Consider the following 19,882-nt stretch of genomic DNA (forward strand, 5'->3'; position numbering starts at 1 on the left):
TGTTCGTTCTGCTTCGCGTTTAGGCCAAAGCGATTTGGGTGTGAATCGTCAACGTGTAGAGACAATTAGAGCAAAGTTAAACGAGATGCAACAAAACCGTCGTTAGCTAGAGGGGAAGGTATGCCTCAGACTATAGGATAGTCAGCTGTTGTTTCAAAAAATGACAAGTTATGAAGGCAGTAATCCCACCCATAACAGTTCCACCTATGGATCGTTATAACCAGGAGTTGATTGAAAATCTTCATCCTCCAGATTGGGTTAACCCAGAACCAGCCTCTTGCTATAACTTGGTGGTGATTGGTGCGGGTACTGCTGGATTGGTGACGGCAGCGGGTGCAGCTTTGTTAGGTGCCAAGGTGGCTTTGGTGGAAAAGTACCTGATGGGTGGCGATTGTACAAACGTGGGTTGTGTACCGTCAAAATCAATGATTCGCTCGGCGCGTGTAGTTGCGGATATTAAGTATGCGGAAAAGTTTGGCATTGGCACTTCTTCCCAAACTGACATTGACTTTCCGGCGGTGATGGAAAGATTGCGACGCGTACGCGCAGAAATTAGCCCCAATGATTCTGCCAAGCGATTTCAGCAAGAGTTTGGAGTAGACGTATTTTTTGGCCAAGCATATTTTTCTAGTCCGAATACGGTACAAGTAGCACAGCAAATTTTGCGCTTTAAAAAGGCAGTAATTGCTACTGGTTCATATCCTCAAAAACTATCAATTGAGGGCTTAGAAGAAACAGGTTATTTAACTAACGAAACCGTGTTTTCCCTAACAAAACGACCAAATCGCCTAGCTGTCATTGGTGGAGGTTATATTGGTTGTGAATTAGCTCAAACTTTTTGTCGTTTAGGTTCACAAGTTATTTTGCTGCAAAGAGGCCCTCGTTTACTAACTCACGAAGATGCAGACGCAGCAACAATTATCCAAGCAACATTTATCAGTGAAGGTATTCAGTTGATTCTGGAAGCCAATATTAAACGCGTAGAACGTCAGGATACAGAAAAAATTATCTGCTACGAGGTAAACGGACAGCAAGAAAAACTTATAGTAGATGACATTCTTGTAAGTGTGGGGCGATCGCCTAATGTTGAAGATTTGAATTTAGAGATTGTGAGTGTCAAATTTGACCAAAAACAGGGGGTAATTATTAACGATTATCTCCAGACAACTAATCCCCGCATCTACGCAGTGGGAGATGTCTGCATGAAGTGGAAATATACTCACGCTGCGGATGCGGCAGCCCGAATCGTAGTTCAAAATTCGCTCTTTTCTATTTTGGGATTGGGACAAAAAAAACTGAGTTCACTAACCATGCCTTGGTGTACTTACACCGATCCAGAGATTGCCCATGTTGGCATCTATCCCCAAGAAGCTGAGAAAAAAGGCATCGAAATTGATACATTTCATATTCTCCTCAACACCGTAGACAGAGCAATTATCGATGGTGAAGCGGAAGGATTTATCAAAATTCATGTCAAAAAAGGCACCGACAAAATTTTAGGAGCAACACTAGTGGCACGTCATGCCGGAGAGATGATTAACGAAGTTACTCTGGCAATGACGAATAATTTGGGATTAGGAGCGATCGCTAAAACAATTCACCCCTACCCCACCCAAGCAGAAGCGATTCGCAAAGCTGCCGATGCCTACAGCCGTAACCGTTTGACTCCTATGGTGAAAAAATTAACCTCTACTTGGCTAGCGTGGAGGCGCTAGCCAGATAATAGTTCAATTAAGACTTTCCTGAAGGATCAGCAGCATTAACTAAATCTGGCTGTTCGCTAGCTGGACGCTGAATTACCTGTTCAGCAGTTGGTCTTGTTTGCTCTTGGAACTGATGAAGTTGCACTGGTTTACCTGTTTGTGCTGATGCAATAATTGCACGGATAATGCGAACATCAGCCAATCCTTCTTCACCAGATGGTTCTGGATCTTTACCAGTTAACACGCAATCTGAGAAGTAGACGATTTCTGCGGCGAATTGATCTCCGGCGGGAAAAGATTGTTCTTGCGTCTCGTTATTGATGGTAATTTGCTGCTTTAATTCTCCTTGATAGGAATATGCCGAATCCATCCGCAAGTCACCTTTGGTTCCCGATACTTGCAAAGTAGAAACTGGTGCAACGCCAAAGCTAGAAGTAAAAGTTGCCAGCTTATCACCAGGAAAACGTAGAATCGCACTAGTCATTTCGTCAGCTTCTTCAAAACGCTTTTCACCGTTATTAGCACAGAAAGCAACAACTTCTGTTGGTTCATCTTGAAATAGGTAACGAGCAGCATTGATACAGTAGATGCCCATGTCGTAAACCGTTCCACCACCATTGGAAATTGGTTCTAGCCGAACGTTACCTTCAACAACCTCCTGAGAAAATACAGAGTTAAAAATGCGGGGTTCACCAATTTTCCCTGATTTGAGAATTTCCACTGCCTGCATATTTGCTTTGTCAAAGTGCAAGCGATAAGCAATCATTAATTTGACATTATTGTCTTTGGCAGCACGAATCATTTGTTCACATTCTTGTTCTGTTACTGCCATTGGCTTTTCGCAAAGTATATGCACTCCGGCATTTGCTGCTTTCACAGTATATTCACAATGCAGATGATTGGGCAGAGCAATATACACTGCATCAGCTGCACCACTTCTTAAAAAGGCTTCGTATTCTTCGTAGGTGAAAGCAGGAACTCCATACTTTTCGCTCAGTTCCTTACGTTTGACTTCATCTTCAGAAAACAATGCTACCAATTCAGAGTTTTCAGCGTTGGCAAAGGCGGGTAGAACTGTTTCTTGAGCAATCCAACCTAGCCCAATCACAGCATAACGAACTTTGCTTTTATCGTTAGTTTGGTGTGTGTTTGTCATTTTTTTTACCTCCAGAGGCAAAATTTACGTTTATATAGGACTCATATTTGATTTTTGAAAAACACGTAGGGTGTCTGCTTGCGGAGCGTAACGCACCGTTTTCAAGGGTTGGGTGCGTTAGACTTAATTTTTTTCAGTAATCAAATCGGATTCGTATATACTTGCTAGTTAATTGTGAAGTTTATTTTCTTTTAAGCAGATGCTCCTACTGTTTGTTTGAGTAAAGATTTTGCAGCAGCAATAATTGCATCTGCATCTATTTTGGCGGCGTGTAGCAATTCTTCCGGTGTACCTGAGCCAGGCATTTCTCGTACTGCCAAGTGAACGACTCGTAACTTTGGCCCTGCATAATTAGGTGCAGTTTCAGTACCAGCAAAAGCTTCCAGTACTGCTGCGCCCAATCCGCCTTCACTCCAGTGGTCTTCTACTAAAATCAAGTTGCCGTTCGTATCACTAACTGCTTGGTAAAGAGTTTGTGCATCAATTGGTTTGACTGAGTAGAGGTCAATCACACGTATAGAAATGCCTTGATGATTAAGTTCTTCATACGCCTTCAGGGTTTCGTGTAAAGTTACACCTGCGCCAACAACTGTTACTTGGTCGCGATTAGAACTACGGATGACTTTACAACCTCCAATTGGAAATTCCTCGTCAGGACTATAAATCACTGGAGTTTTCATCCGGGTTGTTCGCAGGTAAACAATACCTTTGCAATCAGCCATTTGAGCTACCAATTTAGCTGTTTGATTACCATCGCACGGATAAAGGATGGTACTATTCCATACTGCCTGCAAAGATGCAATATCTTCTAATCCCATCTGAGAGGGGCCATCTTCACCAATTGATACGCCTGCATGGGAACCCACTAGGTTAATATTGGCACGAGAGATAGCTGCCATGCGGATAAAATCGTAAGCACGGGTGAAAAAGGCTGCAAAGGTAGAAGCAAAAGGTTTGTATTTTCGTACTTGTAAGCCTACTGCTGCTGCTACCATTTGCTGTTCGGCAATGTACATCTCGAAATAGCGGTCTGGATAAGCCGCGGCAAAGTCTTCAGCATAAGTGGAATTACTGACTTCAGCATCAAGAACAACTACATCATGTCTAGCTGCTCCCAGTGCTTTGAGTGCTTCACCGTAAGCTTTGCGCGTGGCAATGGAATTACCCTGTTTGTAGATTGGCAGTTCCAATGCTACCGATTTATCAATAGAAGCTGGTTTAGCTTGAGTTTCGGGTTTTTCTACTTCAATTGTGATCTGACGTTCACCACCAAGTTCGGCGATCGCACCTTTGGCTTCCTCTTCTGGTAGTGCTTTACCATGCCAACCACCAATATCCTCAAAAGCTTTTACTCCTTTACCTTTGATGGTTCGCGCTACAATTGCTGTTGGACAGGCAGTATTTCTAGCAACTTCGGCGTAAGCTTCGTCAATTTCTGTTAAATTGTGTCCGTCAATTTCAATCACATTCCAACCAAAAGCTTTAGCGCGATCGCAATATGCTTGAGTATTCCACCCCAACATTGTTTGTCCACGTTGCCCCAAGCGATTAACATCAATAATGGCAACTAAATTTGACAGCTTGTAATGTCCTGCCAGTTCAAAAGCTTCCCAAACCGAACCCTCAGACATTTCGCTATCACCCAGCAGTATCCAGATACGGTAAGACAATTGGTCAAGATACTCTCCTGCTAAACCTACACCAACACCCATAGGTAATCCTTGTCCGAGGGAACCAGTGGCCACATCTACCCAAGGTAAGACGGGAACAGGATGTCCTTGCAAAGGACTACCAAACTGACGCAGTGACATTAACTCTGCATCAGAAATAGCTCCTGCGGCTTTGTATAAGGCGTATAGTAAGGGTGAAGCATGGCCTTTAGAAAAAATCAGGCGATCATTGTTGGCATAATCCGGATTGCCGAAGTCGTAACGCAGGTAATTCGACAATAGTACTGCCATTAAGTCAGCAGCAGACATTGAAGAAGTTGGATGTCCTGATCCGGCAGCAGTTGTGGCGCGAATACTATCTATACGAAGTTGCTGCGCTAGTTCATGCCATGCTTGCAGTTGTTCAGCGGTAGCCATAACCAAATTTCCTCATTGAGGCACAAAGTATTCACATTGAAAACCAGCACCAGTTGTCCACAAGCTAGGAAGCTGGCATTGGTTAAACAAAACAAGTTAGTAAGTAACTGGGCTTAAATAAACATAACAATGAGGTTTGTTAGTAGTGGTTGGATGATTTTACATACAACTACTAATAAACTACTAATTATCAGTTTTAAAAGATGCCATGAGAAGCAGGTTTCTCAAAGCCTACCTGTTATAATTTTTTTATTAAAAGAACAGAGTCTACTTTTGACAGATATCTTCCTTCTAAATTAAATACTGTTTAACATAACTCCATCCTCCTAGCGACTGAGAAGATTATGCACTTCTAAAAAATATTTTCTTGATAGATTGAACATAGAAATAATATGCTTTCAATTTAAAAACAATCTTAATTCAAATATGATAAATTTTGTTTTTTCGGAAAACTTTATTTAAAAGTATATTTATAATTTAGAGCCTCGCTCTCCTAAACTATCAGGACTTACGCAAAATACCTTTTTAACTCTTCTTACTCCGTATTACTCAGTATTCTCTGTGGTTTTATTATTCCGTGACTCATGCGTAAATTCTAACTATGTGAACATAGAATTATTGGAAGAGGAGACTCTAGTATTTCGTCATCTTGAAGTAAGAAACAGCAAGTACCTTTATCTACCAGTGCCACGAACTTATCGTTGTGGCAATTCTATATATTATCGCCTCCGAATCGCAATTGTGTAACTTGGTCGTTGTGATGGTTCTCTTTGAGTTTTCACTAATCTTAACTCATGGTCTACATATACATGCTCCAACAAGGGGGTGGCTAAATATGTTTTCTCAAATTTCTTAATAGTATTTTTGTCCAGATTTTCTAATTTGAGTGCTTTTGGTAAACCTCCTGTTTGTAAAGCTTGCTTAATCTTGGAATTAACTACATTTGTAAACCAATCATCTGCATCGTCAATATTCAGAGGAATTTCTCGATTCCTAAAAGCCTGGAAAATACCTACATTTTGAATCCGCCAATCATGATCGCAAACTGCATATTTTTGCATTACCATAAAATCATAAGTAGGTAACTTTGAAGTCACATTTTTCCAGAAAGAAGACTGTTGACCTGGTGCAAAACGAGCGATATTAGCGTACAAACCATCATCATGAAAAATTTGGTAAGATTGTTCGCGTATCCGTCCTGGTAAAATGTCATGAAAAGGTATGGTAGACCATACTGGTGTCCAAACCCCAAGTACAACTGGCAATTGTTCTTCAACTACAGGAAATGGATTACGCTGTATCAATTCTTCAAAATACGGCTGTAATTCCTCTTGATAAAATTTGACTTTAGTCTTTAAATTTTCTGCATCTCTATCTCTAACTAGTTCCAGTAGTTCATGTTTGAGTTCTTGTGTACTTAGATAACTAAATTTATTTCCAACTATAGTGGTGACCATTTTTAATAACACTCCATAATTTAGATAGTATAGACAGGACTTACGTATGACTTACGGAAGAATCAACCACAGAGAACTTAGAGAACACGGAGAAAAGATAGTTTTAGAGGAATTTTGCGTAAGTCCTAATAGATAAGAAGTTAACTTTAGTTGTAATTACCTAAAATTAATTACCAGCAAGGCAAATCATAGTCAAAAATAATTTTGAGGCTTACTCAACCGTATATATGAAGTCAGACTTATTAATTGAAGTAAGCCTCATGACATATAAGTGTAGGTACTACCACCAAATTCGATTTCCGTTTTCATCAACTCGCGCTTGCCGGATTACATCAGAAATTTCTTCGGCGTCTTTGACATGGTGGAGCGCCTTTTTTTCTCCATTTGGATATTCGACAATAAAGTAAGTGGGAACTTTAATCCAGTCTCCTGTAATGTCAGGAACATCTACAGCTACTTGTTTTGCTTTCTCTTCGATGTTTTGAGGGCGATGGGCAATCCTATCTCCTGGATTTACCGTTAAGTTTCTTTCCTTAACGTTCGGCTCTTCTTGGGAATGCCAATCTTCACTTACTGGTTGATTTATTGGACTGTCTATCTGACTATTCATAAAGCTATTTTTTGATGTGACTGTTGGTTTATGTATGACTACAATCACTCTAGACAATCAAAATTTTAATTGACTCTTTCGTCAGAGAGAGTTTGTTTTTAAGCAGATATGACGGACTGTCTTAAAAATAGGGCTGAAGGTAGAGGGCATTAGACACTTAGCGGTGAGGGAGTTGCAGCCTTAGCAGTTTCCGTTACGATATTACGGTTACTTTATCCCTGTAGTAATAACACCCTTTATTAATAATTATTTGTATATACTAAAAGTTTTAATATCTCTAATTTTTCAGATTTTTAACAAAATAATTGATTTATAATCTGAGGAATTTGAAGCTCATTCTTCTGATATATGTCTTTTGTCTAAAGTGCGGATAAGGGAACACTATGACAATAAATTTATTTGTTAAATCACCCGCGATCACACATAATTATTCCCTCTGGATTTCAACTATCCATAGTCAAGTTTGTAGATGTACAGAAATGACTGATAGCGTTACAAATTCGTTAGGAAGAATCGTTAGTAGTTGGTTGTGTATTATAGGAATTGTGTTACAGATTCAATACGTAATCACGTCTCTGCTTCCAAATCTCCTAATAAATACCGAAGAATAGTCAAGAATTAGGGGTGTAAGGGGATAAGGGTATAGGGGTGTAAGGGAACCCATAAATAAATTTAGGGGCTTGAAACAAGGACGCCGTATTTCGAGATACGTAGTACGAGAAATACATCTTCTTTTCTTCTCCATGCTTAAAAGCAGGGGCTTGCATCCTTTTCTTTGGGGCTAATCGCTTTACCCTACAACGCCACATGCTTTATGCCGGGAAACCCGTCCACCGCAGTGGCTCCCCTACACCCCTACACCCGCCCCGAAGGGGGGTGGTCACTATTGACTTTTTCCCTTAAATAGAGTATAAAGGCAAGTCATAAGAAAACTAAGTCAAAACCATACAACGTGAATATATCTCCATCTCCGACTAAACCGCGTGTCTTATCATGGCAGGCGGTTTTCTCGCAGTTAATGTTTATTTTCATGTACTTACCAATTCTGGTACTTGCTTTTTACAGCTTCAACAAGTCGCCTTATAGTGCTACATGGCAAGGGTTTACCTTCGATTGGTATCGCAACTTATTCCGTGATGAGCGGATTCTATTGGCTTTACAAAATAGTTTAATAGTAGCCTTTACTGCTGTGGGAATTTCAGCGCTGCTGGGGACTTTGATGGCAGTGGGATTGACACGTTATCAATTTTCAGGTAAGGCGTTGTATCGTGGTATTTCTTACCTACCGTTGATTATTCCCGATATTGCGATCGCTGTTGCTACTTTAGTTTTTCTTGCAGCTTTTGCCATTCCCCTCAGTGTATGGACTATTGTCGCGGCACATGTAGTGTTTTGTCTTGCTTACGTTGCTTTGGTTGTTTCTTCAAGGCTTACTAACTTAGATCCCCACTTAGAAGAAGCAGCACTGGATTTAGGAGCTACACCAGTACAAGCTTTTCTAAAAGTCCTATTACCCCAGCTAATGCCTGGGATTATCGCTGGTTGTTTGTTAGCCTTTGTCCTTAGCTTAGATGACTTTCTCATTGCCAGCTTTACAGCTGGTAGCGGTTCTAGCACCTTACCAATGGAAATTTTTAGCCGCATTAGAACCGGAGTCAAACCCGATATTAATGCTCTGAGCGTCATTTTAATCTTAGTATCTGCCATTGTTGCTTTCGTTGCTGAATTAATTCGCGCTTCTTCTGAACAAGAAAGTCAATAGTTAGTATTTAGTGGTTAGTGGTTAGTGGTTAGTAGTTAATAGGTTGCTTGTCTATTCCTCCCCTTGTCCCCTTCCGCGTCTCTCCCTCTCGCTCTCTACGAGCACTTGACAACATTAACCACTTCAGATTATTATTCCTTTACGAAGGAAAATCGTGTCCATATTTATTTTTATTTAAAAAGTTCTAGTTCTAAGTATAGGTATACAAATAAAATGGATTGATTCATCTGTAAGACCCGATGTGTGAGTAAACGCAGGTGAATACATCCTTATGTTTATTTATTTACATATCTTCAAGTAGATAGTACTGGGCATACTCTGGATAAAGATGCAATCTCCGGCACCAATATGCAAATCTGCCAAAATCTCAATTGCTCAAATCCCTTCAACGCTGATGGCAATAGATTTTGCATTAGTTGTGGACAAAGTAACTTTGGCGCATTGCTGCGAAACCGCTACAGTGTATCGAGATTATTAGGTGAAGGCGGTTTTAGCAGAACTTATGCAGCAGAAGACGTTGATAGACTTAATGCTCCTTGTGTCATCAAGCAATTTTTCCCACAAGTTCATGGTACTTCCGAGCGTACTAAAGCAGCAGAATTATTTAAAGAAGAGGCTTTTCGGTTATATGAACTAGGAGAGAATCACCTGCAAATTCCCAGACTGCTTGCCTATTTTGAACAAGGTACAAGTTTGTATCTCGTTCAGGAATTTATTCAAGGAGATACACTCTTAGCAGAAGTTCAGCAACAAGCCTTTAGCGAAGAACAAATTCGGGATGTTTTGGCTGATTTATTGCCAGTTCTCCAATTTATTCATTCGCGCAACGTTATTCATCGAGATATCAAACCAGAAAATATTATCCGTCGTCAAATTGATGGCAAGCTAGTATTAATTGATTTTGGTGGTGCCAAGCAGGTAACGCAAACTAGTTTAGCTCGGCAAGCTACGGTACTTTATACAGTTGGTTATGCACCGAACGAGCAAATGGCTGGATTTGCTTGTCATGCGAGTGATTTATACGCCTTGGGTGTTACCTGTGCGCGGCTTTTAACTCAATGTTTACCTATACGAGATGCTTACGGACAGATTCGCGATCGCCTTTACGATCCCATGAGTGGAAAATGGCTGTGGCGCGAGACTCTACAGGAAAAAGGTGTAACACTCAGTGACGATTTGGGGCAAATTCTAGATAAATTGTTGAAAAACCCAGCATCAGAAAGATATCAATCAGCAACAGAAGTTCTCAAAGACTTGAATCCGAAAAGGCTATCTTTGACATCACAGATGTTAACTCTTTTCCAACCAGAATTTCCGACTACAACGCCACAAACAAGTAACTTAGCTTTTACCACCGCCTTTACCACCTTAGAAACCTTTGAGTTTGAAGTAGTCACAGTAGACGCTGCTGCCAGGGTGATTAGCCGTAACCATCGCATCGCTAAGTACTATTCAGAATACTTAGGACACGCAGTAAATATAGAAATGGTTGCTATTCCTGGCGGTAATTTTATGATGGGTTCTAAAGAAGACGAAGGAAATGCTGACGAACGTCCACAACATCCAGTTTCCGTTAAACCTTTTTTTATGGGAAAATATCCTGTTACCCAAACCCAGTGGAGAGCGGTAGCAGCCTTACCCAAAATTAAACAATCTTTAAATCCCTATCCATCTAAATTTAGAGGTGCAAATCGCCCAGTTGAAAACGTATCTTGGCACGAAGCAGTTGAATTTTGCGCTCGATTGTGTAAAAAAACGGGACGACACTATCGTCTACCTAGTGAGGCAGAATGGGAATATGCTTGTCGTGCTGGTACAACAACACCTTTCCACTTTGGTGAAATCATAACTACCGAATTAGCAAATTGCAGTAGTGGCGACTCACCAGAAGCAAGAAGTAAACACCGCAAAGAAACTACTCCTGTAGGTCAATTTGGTTTAGCAAATGCCTTTGGTTTGTATGATATGCATGGATTAGTTTGGGAATGGTGTGCCGATCCTTGGCATAAAAATTACGATGGCGCTCCCACTGATGGATCGATTTGGGAAGCAGGGGGAGACATGCATCGGCGGGTATTACGCGGTGGCTCTTGGAGTTTTAGCGCGGAATCATGTCGCAGTACTAGCCGTAGCTGGAATGAAGCGGATGGTGGATTGCGGCTCTGTGGTTTTCGGGTTGTAGCTGCTTTTTTTGATCCTTAAATACGCGATCGCATTACTTGGTTAGAGCAGCACTAAAGATTAGTTTTTCTTATATAAATAAGAGAGGTAGAATTCACTACCTCTCTTATTAGGGAGATATGTCAATCAGTTAAAGCTCGTCAGCTTTAGTATCTGCTGGGTTTGTGAACGATAAAGCTGAGAATTTGGCACTGCTTGATGTTGTCAAAACCAACAACGCGGATGAAGAAGTTGGGATACTGAGAACGGCAAGCTTGAACTTCGCTCAGTACTTCTTGAGTGCTTCTAGCGTTGAACAAAGGTAGTTTCCACAGTGTCCAGTAATATTCTGTAGGCTCTGAGGTTTCGTTGAACTCAATCGCTGGGATATAACCTTGATTGAGGATGTACTGGATCTGTTTAGCGATTTGAGCATCGCTCAGAGGAGGCAGGTAAGAAAGGGTTTCGTAACGACGCTCTTTTGGTAAGGTTTGCATAGCTAATGATAATGAGTAGTAGTTTACATCAGTTAACAGTTATCAGTTACCAGTTATTAATTTTTTCACTGTCTACTGTTCCCTGTTGACTGTTTACTGTTCACTGTTCGGATCTGAAGTGGCTTGCTGTTCTGATTGAGGACTGGGGTTAGACACATTAATTTGCGTAATGCGCTCTAGATGCTGCCGACGGTGTTCCATATTGGCTTGTTGAATGCCAGTACGAACCATCTCCGGTAAGTATTCGGTGATTTCCTCTGCTATATGTTCTCTGACTGTCATGATCCGCAATGCCAAATCTGCTTTCTCTTGAAACAGGCTTTGAAGGTATGTTTCGCTGTCCTGAATCTTGTCGGCAGAAAAGCGTTGCAGCCAAAGTGCCAAGGGAGGATTTGTTTCACCGAGCTGATTTAACACTGTCTTTAGCGCCTGATAAGTCAGGTAGCTTTGCAGCGTCTTAGCTGTGTCTTTTGCAATTTGTTTTAGATTCATGCCTGACCCCAGCACCAAATAAGTAAAAAGTCAAGAGTAAAAAGTAAAAAGAATTATTTTCTTTTACCTTTTACCTTTTTACTTTTCACATGACGATCAGACGGTATCAACTGCCTCAAACTCGAACTTAATTTCTTTCCACAGTTCGCAAGCAGCTGCCAATTCAGGACTCCACTTAGCGGCTTCGCGGATAACATCGTTACCTTCACGAGCCAAGTCGCGACCTTCGTTACGAGCTTGGATACAAGCTTCCAGAGCGACACGGTTAGCGGTTGCACCGGGGGCGTTACCCCACGGGTGACCAAGAGTACCACCACCGAATTGCAGTACGGAGTCATCACCGAAGATTTCTACGAGAGCTGGCATGTGCCATACGTGGATACCACCAGAAGCAACTGCCATTACACCAGGCATAGAAGCCCAATCTTGGGTGAAGTAGATACCGCGAGATTTGTCTTGTTCAACATAGTTTTCGCGCAACAGATCAACAAAACCCATTGTGATCGCGCGATCGCCTTCCAACTTACCAACTACGGTACCAGTGTGGATGTGGTCACCGCCAGACATCCGCAGAGCTTTAGCCAAAACACGGAAGTGGATACCGTGGTTCTTTTGACGGTCGATTACCGCGTGCATCGCCCGGTGAATGTGGAGCAACAAACCGTTGTCACGGCACCAACGAGCCAAGGTGGTGTTAGCGGTGAAACCAGCAGTTAAATAGTCATGCATGATGATGGGCATGTTGAGTTCTTTTGCGAACTGCGCCCGCTTCAACATTTCTTCGCAGGTAGGAGCGGTAACGTTGAGGTAGTGACCTTTAATTTCACCTGTTTCCGCTTGAGATTTGTGGATCGCATCAGCAACAAACAAGAAGCGATCGCGCCACCGTTGGAAAGGTGCAGAGTTGATGTTTTCGTCGTCTTTGGTGAAGTCCAAACCACCACGCAAGCACTCGTAAACAGCACGTCCGTAGTTCTTCGCAGACAGACCCAACTTGGGCTTAATTGTACAACCCAACAAAGGACGACCGTACTTATTAATTTTGTCACGCTCAACTTGGATACCGTGGGGAGGCCCTTGGAAAGTCTTCAAATAAGCGACAGGAATCCGCAAGTCTTCCAAACGCAGAGCCTTCAGAGCTTTAAAACCAAACACGTTACCGACAATAGAGGTAAACATGTTGGTTACAGAACCTTCTTCAAACAGATCTAGGGGATAAGCAATATAAGCAATAAATTGGTTATCTTCACCCCGAACTGGTTCGATATCGTAGCAACGACCTTTGTAGCGATCTAGGTCGGTGAGCAAGTCTGTCCAAACGGTTGTCCAAGTACCAGTGGAAGACTCAGCCGCTACAGCCGCACCTGCTTCTTCAAAGGGAACTCCAGGCTGAGGCGTAACCCGGAATGCCGCCAGAATGTCTGTATCTTTTGGTGTGTAATCGGGGGTGTAATAGGTAAGTCTATAATCTTTTACCCCAGCTTGATACCCTGCTTTTGTCTGAGTCTTCGTTTGAGCGTAAGACATAATTCCCTTCCAAGAAGTCACTCTTTCTACTTACAAAATCTACGTTGCGTGCAATTTCCTCTTAACTCTCCTGCTTCCCTTGCTAAAAGGGGAGGATAGGAAATTTTTACCTTGGAGCGATCGCGCTTCAAAAATTAGCAGCGCTTTTCCCCAGATGGAAACTCTTACCAAGTCAGCACAAGAGTCACAGCCCTTGATGGCTTCAAGCGAGATCTTCCCATCGGTGTTTTTCCTTTGTAAAAGCGCACATTTGTATGCTTTTACCTTTCCTACATCCCAGGAGTAAAACTTAATTTTTTATTTGTTCCTCGCGCTCCAATCGATTTTTGGGGTGCCATTTAACTTCGCGATGTAGCGAGCACATGGCTTTTCTTATTCCCCTAGCAATCTCTCCCCTGCTTTCACTGACAGCGAAGAGTAGAGCAACAACTGCTTTGCTTCTGGGGACTGACTGGCAAGAAGTAGCTAGTCTCCTGCTTTTTCACACCCAAAACTCTCCCAATTAGTGGGTAGAGACCAGGAAAAACTTTAAATTGGCTTGTATTTAGAGGAGCAGTGAGTGAAACACTAATTGCATACCACGTAAATTTGTAACTTGTTTCACAATATATCAAGAATGTAATAAGTTATTCTTTCAATCTTCTTAACTTTTATATTTAAATTTTTTATTAAATACTGATTTAACATTTTGTTAAAGTTGCTTTACAAACTGTCAGTATTATGTGAGACAGAGAATAGAGAATAGAGTTGGGGAAACAGGGAAAGAGATTTTCATTCTTTGTTGTGTAATTTAATCACATGGGCGTCTTGCATTTATGCTCTTGTCCGCCAACAAATAAATTTCTTGGCTAAAAGCTAAAGTCAGTTTTAACTGACTTGAACTATAAGAGAGGAACTTAAGTACCCTACGGGAAGCCGCCCTTTGGGCGTCTACCAGGCGTTTTAGGGGCGAGGTGTAAGATGTGAACATAACTGCCGGATGTGATACAAGGCTGATGGACGAGGTTCAAAGACTCATCGACGAGTATCTGAGATTGATGGACGAGTTTTAAAGACTCATCGACGAATATTTGAGACTGATGGACGAGGTTCAAAAACTCATCGACGAGTATCTGGGATTGATGAACGATGTTCAAAGACTCATCGATGAGTGTGTGAGATTGATGAACGAGGCTTAAAGACTCATCGACGAGTATCTAAGATTGATGAATGAGATTCCAAGACTCATCGACGAGTATTAACATATCAAGAACCAGATGCAGCTTTAGTAATTTTACTTTTGCCGATCGCTTTAAAGCGTTCTCCTAATTGTTCGGCAAGAGTTTTTAAGCCAGGAGTCTTTTTCGCAGCTGTCTTGACATAGTCATAAACTGTCAAACTGCTGCTCATGGCTTCACTACCAACTGCCAGTAGAGTATCATCTACCTGTTCGGTGAGTTGTCGCATTGAAATTAACAGTTCGGTGAGTGTGGCGGCTAATTGGTAATCTCGGACAAATTCCTCAATATCAAAACTGGCTGGGAGAATGTCGGGGTTAGACTGAGCAGCAGTGATGCTATTGTTAACGAAAGCTAAACTTTTATCGCCCATTTTGACTCGCTTGCGCCGTTCTTCCGTGCTGAGTGTAATCAGAAAAGGTAGCTTTTTTTGAATTGTCTGTAGCGCTGCTTTGATTTCTTGGATATCTTCTGGCGAAAGCTTGGCTGTGATATTTTGGTATGCCATCGTATATTTACCTGGTAATGCTAGGAATTAAGTAGCAATGTTTTCTATGTTTAGGATTCCCGCAGGTAAATGCGATCGCACATTTTGTGGCAATGTAGAGAGCAATTGAGGAGCGATCGCGCCAAGTGGCACATACACTCAGAGATATTGATGCACTATGCAACTTTAAATGATGTTCCTAGCGTTTGAGGCTCTGGCAAAGGTTCACCATTTTCCAAAGCTGACTCAATCAGAAGTTCTAGTACTTCTTGAGTATTTTTGAGAGCTTCTTCATAAGTATCTCCGTGAGTATGACAAAATTCTCCCCATTCAGGAAGACTAACCACAAAACACTCATCTTCATCAGACCACTGAATAATTATCGTGTAGTGAGAATTCATTCTTGTTCTTCCCCTTGAGTCTTTTTAATTTCTTCTAACCTTTGAAGTGCATTATTTAACGTCTTTCTCCTGATAAGCTTTAGCATCATTTCCATCTTTACCTAATATAGTAACTCTCCCAGGTAACAAGGGATGATACCAATTAGTTTGGCTACCTTTACCAGTACGGTATGTAAATCCTGCTTGTAGCAACAAGCTTTTTAGTTCTCTGATTTTCTTAGGCATACACTCAGCTTACATTCATTGCACTTGAGTCAGCCTTAACTTTGAGAATCTTGTTTTCTTTTATTTTCTTGCTCAATGCGGCGCTTAATCGCTTCTTCTGCAATGCGAATATTTTCTTCTATTGGTGTACCATTTTCAGTTACCATTGGCCCATACCATGTTGCTTCAGAGTCGGGCGGATTACGGCGACTAAACAGAACCCGAATAGCCTCATCATCTTCTCGGTGTGCAAGTACATAAGCTATTAATTCCTTGCTAGTCATTGTTTCAAAATTCGGTTTCATTTAAAAATCTCCAGTTTCCGCTTGGGGGTACAATAATTTGAAGATTTTCGCCTGCCAAAATGTATATTTCTCTAGTTTGGATATCAAAACGAAATAGGTGAATATCTCTGTAGGTGTTAGATAACATTTGACAGACTCGCACACAGGCTTGTGCTTGTTCATTTGTTGGGTTTATTGTCTGTTCCTCAATTGTGACATAGATAATAGTAAGCCTCAGATGTTCACTAATTAGAACCTTAATTTGTGAAAAAAACTAAATTTATCTGATATTTTGCGGGTTTTACTAGAAACAGGTTGGGATTAGGCGATAATAAATACACTTGCCCATAAAAGCACAGTTATGACTTGCTGCCTCAATCCAGCTTGCCACAACCCGCCCAATCTTGATGGCACAATGTTTTGCTCTAACTGCGGTACTGGACTAGTAGTACTGAGAAACCGCTATCGCCCAATTAAATCATTAGGTGGTGGGGGATTTGGTAAAACCTATTTGGCAGAAGATATAGACAAGCTAAATGAGCGTTGTGTCATTAAACAATTTGCACCGCAAGTTCAGGGAACAGCATCACTCAACAAAGCCACAGAACTATTTGAGCAAGAAGCAAGGCGACTGCAACAGTTAGGAGAACATCCACAAATTCCGACACTGTTGGCGTATTTTGAGCAAGATAATCGTCTGTATTTAGTGCAGCAGTTTATCAATGGGCAGAATTTATTAGCCGAATTACAACAACAGGGAACTTTCAACGAGCAGAAACTCAGAGAATTATTACTTGATTTGTTAGAAATTCTCAAAACAGTCCATCAACATAAAGTAATTCACCGCGATATCAAGCCAGAAAATATTATTCGTCGCGGTGATCGGAAATTGGTGCTAATTGACTTTGGTGCATCCAAACAACTGACGATGACAGTAATGACTCAACCAGGAACAGCGATCGGTTCTTTTGGTTATGCGCCATTGGAACAGATGCAGGGTGGGAAAGCTTACCCAGCAAGTGATTTATATAGTGTAGGTGCAACTTGCTTTCACCTATTGAGTGGAATTTCCCCTTGGGAGTTGTGGAAACGACAAGGTTATGGTTGGGTTACTAGTTGGCAAAAGCATTTGCAGCAACCAGTAAGTCAGGATTTAGGGCGCGTGCTGAATAAATTGTTGCAAGAAGAATACCAACAGCGTTATCAGTCGGCTGAGGAAGTTTTACAAGATTTAAATCCCCCACCGCCACCACCTCCACCTGTAATTGCAACTCCACAAACACCACCCTCACAGCCTGTTACAGCACCTTCTCAACCACAAGCATTAACACCAGTAGCATCGACAAAGCCAGTAGTAACGCCAAAAATAGGGCTAAAAAACCTATCGATACAAAATACTAAGTTTAGAAAAAGATTACTGGTTGGAGCTGCAATTACCTTAGTAGGATTAATTGGAACTCAAATCTATGGTTACGTTCGTTACGGCTTGTTTCCAACTAGTCCAATATTTGTAGTTAAGAGCTTTCTCAGTAGTTTGGTGCAAGAAACAGGGCATTCCGACGCAGTTTATTCTGTCACAGGGCATTCCGACCAAGTTTATTCTGTCGCCATCACTCCAGATGGCAAAACTTTTGCTAGTGGTAGCGGTGACGGAAACATCAAATTGTGGAATCTAGCTACCGGAGAGCAAATCCGCACCCTCTCTGGTCAGCCCTACGGGGTTTATTCCGTCACCATCAGCCCAGATGGCAAAACCCTTGTCGGTGGTGGTGGTGGCGATGGCATCAAACAGTGGAATCTGGCAACAGGAGAGCAAATCCGCACCTTCACAGGACATTCCGGTATTGTTTATTCTGTCGCCATCAGCCCAGATGGTAAAACCCTTGCCAGTGGTAGTGGTGACGGAACCATCAAACTATGGAATTTGGCAACAGGAGAGCTAATCCGTACTCTTAGAGGACATTCTCAGCAAGTAAATTCCGTTGCCATCAGTCCAGATGGCAAAACCCTTGCCAGTGGTAGTATAAACAGCAATATTAAACTGTGGAATTTGGCAACAGGAAAGGAAATACGCACCCTCACAGCGAGTTCTAGATTTATACCCGTCGCCATCAGTCCAGATGGCAAAACCCTTGCCAGTGGTGGTGAGGTTGAGGACGGATTCTTCAGTCCCAACATCAAACTATGGAACTTGGTAACAGGAGAGCAAATCCTTAAATGGCCTTCCGGTGTGGCTGTTTCCCTCATCCTCAGTCCAGATAGTAAAACTGTTGTTAGTGGTAGTTCCCAGGAGATCGAACTATGGGATATGGTAACAGGAAAGCAAATCCGCATCCTTACAGGGCATAATGGCTGGGTTCGTTCTGTCGCCATTAGCCCAGATGGCAAAATCCTTGTCAGTGGTGGCGAAGACAAGACCATCAAAATGTGGCGGCTAAAGTAGTAAGTGCTGAGTTAGCAGTTTTGAGTATTTAGCTGGACACGCAAAAAGTAACCTAAACTAAAATCAAAATAACTTGCTACTAAATCCGAAAAAATTATGGTTAATACTTATGATGAAATCTTCAACGCTGCATTGTCTTTGCCTCCAGGTTTAAGAGCAATGCTGGCTGAACATTTGTTTAAAAGTCTGGATGCAGAAAATCAGGCAGAAATAGATGCCATTTGGGCAGAGGAAGCAGAGAAAAGGTTTCAAGCTGTTGAACAAGGAGAAGTTAATTTAATTCCTGGTGGACAGGTGTTGCGAGAACTCCATTCCAGGAGTAAGTAATGGCGTATGATTTTCATCCTGATGCCAAACAGGAATTAAATGATGCTGTTGCTTACTATGACAATTAATCCCGATTATTGTTCTCTTGCTGGATTCTTTTAGCGATCGTATCCAATTCCTAAGCCAATTTTTGGTAGCTAAACAGCACCTTGGATTGACTATGAAAATATAGCAAAAATCATCTTAAAATTAAGGAAAAGAAAGTCACTTTCACGCAAATTATGACTGACGAAGAACTCAAGCAACTAATTGAAAGTAATGCAAGAACTGCTCAAGCAATGCTTGATTCTATGGTAGAAGCAAGGCTAGAACGTCAAGAATTGCGCGAGGGTATACAAGAGCTTCGGTCAGGATTTACACGACTAGAAGATATTGTTGCCAGGTTAACTACTGTTCAAGAGGGTATTGCTAACTTATTGGCATCTCTAGATAATGACCGTTCTATGATATAAACAAACCACTCTACGGTTTAACATATGTCTTCCCCTGTTCTGGAAAAACCTACTAATTCTGAGAGTTCCTACGTTCTTCTCTACAATGTCAGTTGGGAACAGTTAGAACAGCTTGATGTTGCCCTTGCAGGGACAAGCGCACGACTAACTTATTTAGATGGGATTCTCGAAATTATGTCCCCACTTTCTGACGACCATGAGGATAATAAAAAAACTCTGGCGATGTTGCTGGAAGTTTATATGCGGACAAAAAATATCCGGTTTTATGGACGGGGAAGTGCAACTATAGGTAAGCAGGAAAACAAAACGCGACGAGAACCCGATGAGTCTTATAATTTAGAGACAAAAAAACCTATCCCCGATTTAATTTTGGAAATAACTGTCACAAGTGGCGGAATTAATAAATTAGAAATTTATCGGCGTTTGCGAATACCTGAAGTTTGGTTTTGGGAAGATGGTTTATTATCAGTTTATTGTTTACAAGGTGACAGCTATATAAAAGTTACTAGAAGTAATTTATTACCTGATTTAGATTTAGATTTATTAGCAAAATATGCGCAAATGGCTGACCAATATGATGCGGTGACTGAGTATAGTCAGAAAATAACTAAATAAA

The 19,882-nt window shown here is 41.5% G+C and carries 20 protein-coding genes; 8 read left to right on the forward strand and 12 right to left on the reverse strand.

Annotated elements, in window-relative coordinates; genetic code table 11:
* Both U2718_RS10180 and U2718_RS10185 read left to right on the forward strand, forming a co-directional pair.
* On the forward strand, positions 1–106 hold a 106-nt coding region (locus U2718_RS10180), incomplete at its 5' end, for a DUF1499 domain-containing protein (protein ID WP_411813263.1).
* 64 nt (positions 107–170) lie between these two features.
* Positions 171–1,715, forward strand: coding sequence for a mercuric reductase (locus tag U2718_RS10185; RefSeq protein ID WP_341994007.1), 1,545 nt, complete (start codon positions 171–173; stop codon positions 1,713–1,715).
* Positions 1,716–1,731: 16 nt separating this feature from the next.
* Here U2718_RS10185 and U2718_RS10190 read toward each other — a convergent pair whose 3' ends face one another.
* The 4 genes from U2718_RS10190 to U2718_RS10205 all read right to left on the reverse strand — a co-directional run bounded on the left by U2718_RS10190 (position 1,732) and on the right by U2718_RS10205 (position 7,013).
* Positions 1,732–2,859 (reverse strand): Gfo/Idh/MocA family oxidoreductase, encoded by a 1,128-nt coding sequence (locus U2718_RS10190; protein ID WP_341994008.1) that lies wholly within the window; start codon positions 2,857–2,859, stop codon positions 1,732–1,734.
* Positions 2,860–3,050: 191 nt separating this feature from the next.
* Complete coding sequence (locus tag U2718_RS10195; protein WP_341994009.1) at positions 3,051–4,946, reverse strand: transketolase; 1,896 nt, start codon at positions 4,944–4,946, stop codon at positions 3,051–3,053.
* A 719-nt stretch (positions 4,947–5,665) separates the two neighbouring features.
* Positions 5,666–6,403: a hypothetical protein gene (locus tag U2718_RS10200; RefSeq protein WP_341994010.1), complete on the reverse strand. Its 738-nt coding sequence runs from the start codon at positions 6,401–6,403 to the stop codon at positions 5,666–5,668.
* Positions 6,404–6,683: 280 nt separating this feature from the next.
* Positions 6,684–7,013, reverse strand: coding sequence for a hypothetical protein (locus U2718_RS10205; RefSeq protein ID WP_341994011.1), 330 nt, complete (start codon positions 7,011–7,013; stop codon positions 6,684–6,686).
* A gap of 952 nt (positions 7,014–7,965) precedes the next feature.
* Between U2718_RS10205 and U2718_RS10210 the strand changes: the two genes are divergently transcribed.
* Together U2718_RS10210 and U2718_RS10215 are read left to right on the forward strand one after the other, a co-directional pair.
* Entirely contained in the window at positions 7,966–8,775 is an 810-nt protein-coding gene (locus tag U2718_RS10210) for an ABC transporter permease (RefSeq protein WP_341994012.1), read from the forward strand.
* 348 nt (positions 8,776–9,123) lie between these two features.
* Entirely contained in the window at positions 9,124–10,977 is a 1,854-nt protein-coding gene (locus U2718_RS10215; protein WP_341994013.1) for a bifunctional serine/threonine-protein kinase/formylglycine-generating enzyme family protein, read from the forward strand.
* Between the two features lie 125 nt (positions 10,978–11,102).
* Here the strand turns inward: U2718_RS10215 and U2718_RS10220 are convergent, their stop codons facing one another.
* From U2718_RS10220 to U2718_RS10255, 8 genes are all read right to left on the reverse strand, one after another.
* Positions 11,103–11,432 carry a ribulose bisphosphate carboxylase small subunit gene (locus U2718_RS10220; RefSeq protein ID WP_016875878.1) on the reverse strand — a complete coding sequence of 110 codons (330 nt, stop codon included), beginning with the start codon at positions 11,430–11,432 and terminating at the stop codon, positions 11,103–11,105.
* Positions 11,433–11,525: 93 nt separating this feature from the next.
* Positions 11,526–11,924 carry a RuBisCO chaperone RbcX gene (gene rcbX / locus U2718_RS10225; protein WP_341994014.1) on the reverse strand — a complete coding sequence of 133 codons (399 nt, stop codon included), beginning with the start codon at positions 11,922–11,924 and terminating at the stop codon, positions 11,526–11,528.
* 96 nt (positions 11,925–12,020) lie between these two features.
* Positions 12,021–13,451 (reverse strand): form I ribulose bisphosphate carboxylase large subunit, encoded by a 1,431-nt coding sequence (locus U2718_RS10230; RefSeq protein ID WP_341994015.1) that lies wholly within the window; start codon positions 13,449–13,451, stop codon positions 12,021–12,023.
* Between the two features lie 1,245 nt (positions 13,452–14,696).
* A complete protein-coding gene (locus tag U2718_RS10235) occupies positions 14,697–15,176 on the reverse strand; it encodes a hypothetical protein (RefSeq protein WP_341994016.1) in 480 nt (159 codons plus the stop codon).
* Positions 15,177–15,331: 155 nt separating this feature from the next.
* Positions 15,332–15,556: a type II toxin-antitoxin system HicB family antitoxin gene (locus tag U2718_RS10240; protein WP_341994017.1), complete on the reverse strand. Its 225-nt coding sequence runs from the start codon at positions 15,554–15,556 to the stop codon at positions 15,332–15,334.
* A 51-nt stretch (positions 15,557–15,607) separates the two neighbouring features.
* A complete protein-coding gene (locus U2718_RS10245) occupies positions 15,608–15,781 on the reverse strand; it encodes a type II toxin-antitoxin system HicA family toxin (RefSeq protein ID WP_411813260.1) in 174 nt (57 codons plus the stop codon).
* Between the two features lie 35 nt (positions 15,782–15,816).
* Positions 15,817–16,065, reverse strand: a complete 249-nt coding sequence (locus U2718_RS10250; protein ID WP_341994018.1) for a DUF6887 family protein — start codon at positions 16,063–16,065, stop codon at positions 15,817–15,819.
* On the reverse strand, positions 16,049–16,306 hold the full coding sequence (locus tag U2718_RS10255; RefSeq protein WP_411813264.1) for a DUF6888 family protein: 258 nt from the start codon (positions 16,304–16,306) through the stop codon (positions 16,049–16,051). The genes U2718_RS10250 and U2718_RS10255 overlap by 17 nt, the downstream gene beginning before the upstream one ends.
* A 99-nt stretch (positions 16,307–16,405) precedes the next feature.
* On the opposite strand from U2718_RS10255, the gene U2718_RS10260 reads away from it, so the two are divergent.
* The 4 genes from U2718_RS10260 to U2718_RS10275 all read left to right on the forward strand — a co-directional run bounded on the left by U2718_RS10260 (position 16,406) and on the right by U2718_RS10275 (position 19,881).
* On the forward strand, positions 16,406–18,487 hold the full coding sequence (locus U2718_RS10260) for a serine/threonine-protein kinase (RefSeq protein WP_341994019.1): 2,082 nt from the start codon (positions 16,406–16,408) through the stop codon (positions 18,485–18,487).
* A gap of 96 nt (positions 18,488–18,583) precedes the next feature.
* Positions 18,584–18,814, forward strand: coding sequence for an addiction module protein (locus U2718_RS10265; protein WP_341994020.1), 231 nt, complete (start codon positions 18,584–18,586; stop codon positions 18,812–18,814).
* A gap of 221 nt (positions 18,815–19,035) precedes the next feature.
* Positions 19,036–19,266, forward strand: a complete 231-nt coding sequence (locus tag U2718_RS10270) for a hypothetical protein (RefSeq protein ID WP_341994021.1) — start codon at positions 19,036–19,038, stop codon at positions 19,264–19,266.
* Positions 19,267–19,290: 24 nt separating this feature from the next.
* Positions 19,291–19,881 (forward strand): Uma2 family endonuclease, encoded by a 591-nt coding sequence (locus U2718_RS10275; RefSeq protein WP_341994022.1) that lies wholly within the window; start codon positions 19,291–19,293, stop codon positions 19,879–19,881.
* Position 19,882 lies beyond the last annotated feature (1 nt).

The organism is Chlorogloeopsis sp. ULAP02, assembly GCF_038404745.2.
GTDB lineage: Bacteria > Cyanobacteriota > Cyanobacteriia > Cyanobacteriales > Nostocaceae > Chlorogloeopsis.

Bases quoted from the DNA above. Each gene is read 5' to 3' on its own strand.
- U2718_RS10185 (WP_341994007.1), top strand. From the start codon at position 171: ATGAAGGCAGTAATCCCACCCATAACAGTTCCACCTATGGATCGTTAT.
- U2718_RS10190 (WP_341994008.1), bottom strand. From the start codon at position 2,859: ATGACAAACACACACCAAACTAACGATAAAAGCAAAGTTCGTTATGCT.
- U2718_RS10195 (WP_341994009.1), bottom strand. From the start codon at position 4,946: ATGGCTACCGCTGAACAACTGCAAGCATGGCATGAACTAGCGCAGCAA.
- U2718_RS10200 (WP_341994010.1), bottom strand. From the start codon at position 6,403: ATGGTCACCACTATAGTTGGAAATAAATTTAGTTATCTAAGTACACAA.
- U2718_RS10205 (WP_341994011.1), bottom strand. From the start codon at position 7,013: ATGAATAGTCAGATAGACAGTCCAATAAATCAACCAGTAAGTGAAGAT.
- U2718_RS10215 (WP_341994013.1), top strand. From the start codon at position 9,124: ATGCAAATCTGCCAAAATCTCAATTGCTCAAATCCCTTCAACGCTGAT.
- U2718_RS10220 (WP_016875878.1), bottom strand. From the start codon at position 11,432: ATGCAAACCTTACCAAAAGAGCGTCGTTACGAAACCCTTTCTTACCTG.
- rcbX (WP_341994014.1), bottom strand. From the start codon at position 11,924: ATGAATCTAAAACAAATTGCAAAAGACACAGCTAAGACGCTGCAAAGC.
- U2718_RS10230 (WP_341994015.1), bottom strand. From the start codon at position 13,451: ATGTCTTACGCTCAAACGAAGACTCAGACAAAAGCAGGGTATCAAGCT.
- U2718_RS10235 (WP_341994016.1), bottom strand. From the start codon at position 15,176: ATGGCATACCAAAATATCACAGCCAAGCTTTCGCCAGAAGATATCCAA.
- U2718_RS10240 (WP_341994017.1), bottom strand. From the start codon at position 15,556: ATGAATTCTCACTACACGATAATTATTCAGTGGTCTGATGAAGATGAG.
- U2718_RS10245 (WP_411813260.1), bottom strand. From the start codon at position 15,781: ATGCCTAAGAAAATCAGAGAACTAAAAAGCTTGTTGCTACAAGCAGGA.
- U2718_RS10250 (WP_341994018.1), bottom strand. From the start codon at position 16,065: ATGAAACCGAATTTTGAAACAATGACTAGCAAGGAATTAATAGCTTAT.
- U2718_RS10260 (WP_341994019.1), top strand. From the start codon at position 16,406: ATGACTTGCTGCCTCAATCCAGCTTGCCACAACCCGCCCAATCTTGAT.
- U2718_RS10265 (WP_341994020.1), top strand. From the start codon at position 18,584: ATGGTTAATACTTATGATGAAATCTTCAACGCTGCATTGTCTTTGCCT.
- U2718_RS10270 (WP_341994021.1), top strand. From the start codon at position 19,036: ATGACTGACGAAGAACTCAAGCAACTAATTGAAAGTAATGCAAGAACT.
- U2718_RS10275 (WP_341994022.1), top strand. From the start codon at position 19,291: ATGTCTTCCCCTGTTCTGGAAAAACCTACTAATTCTGAGAGTTCCTAC.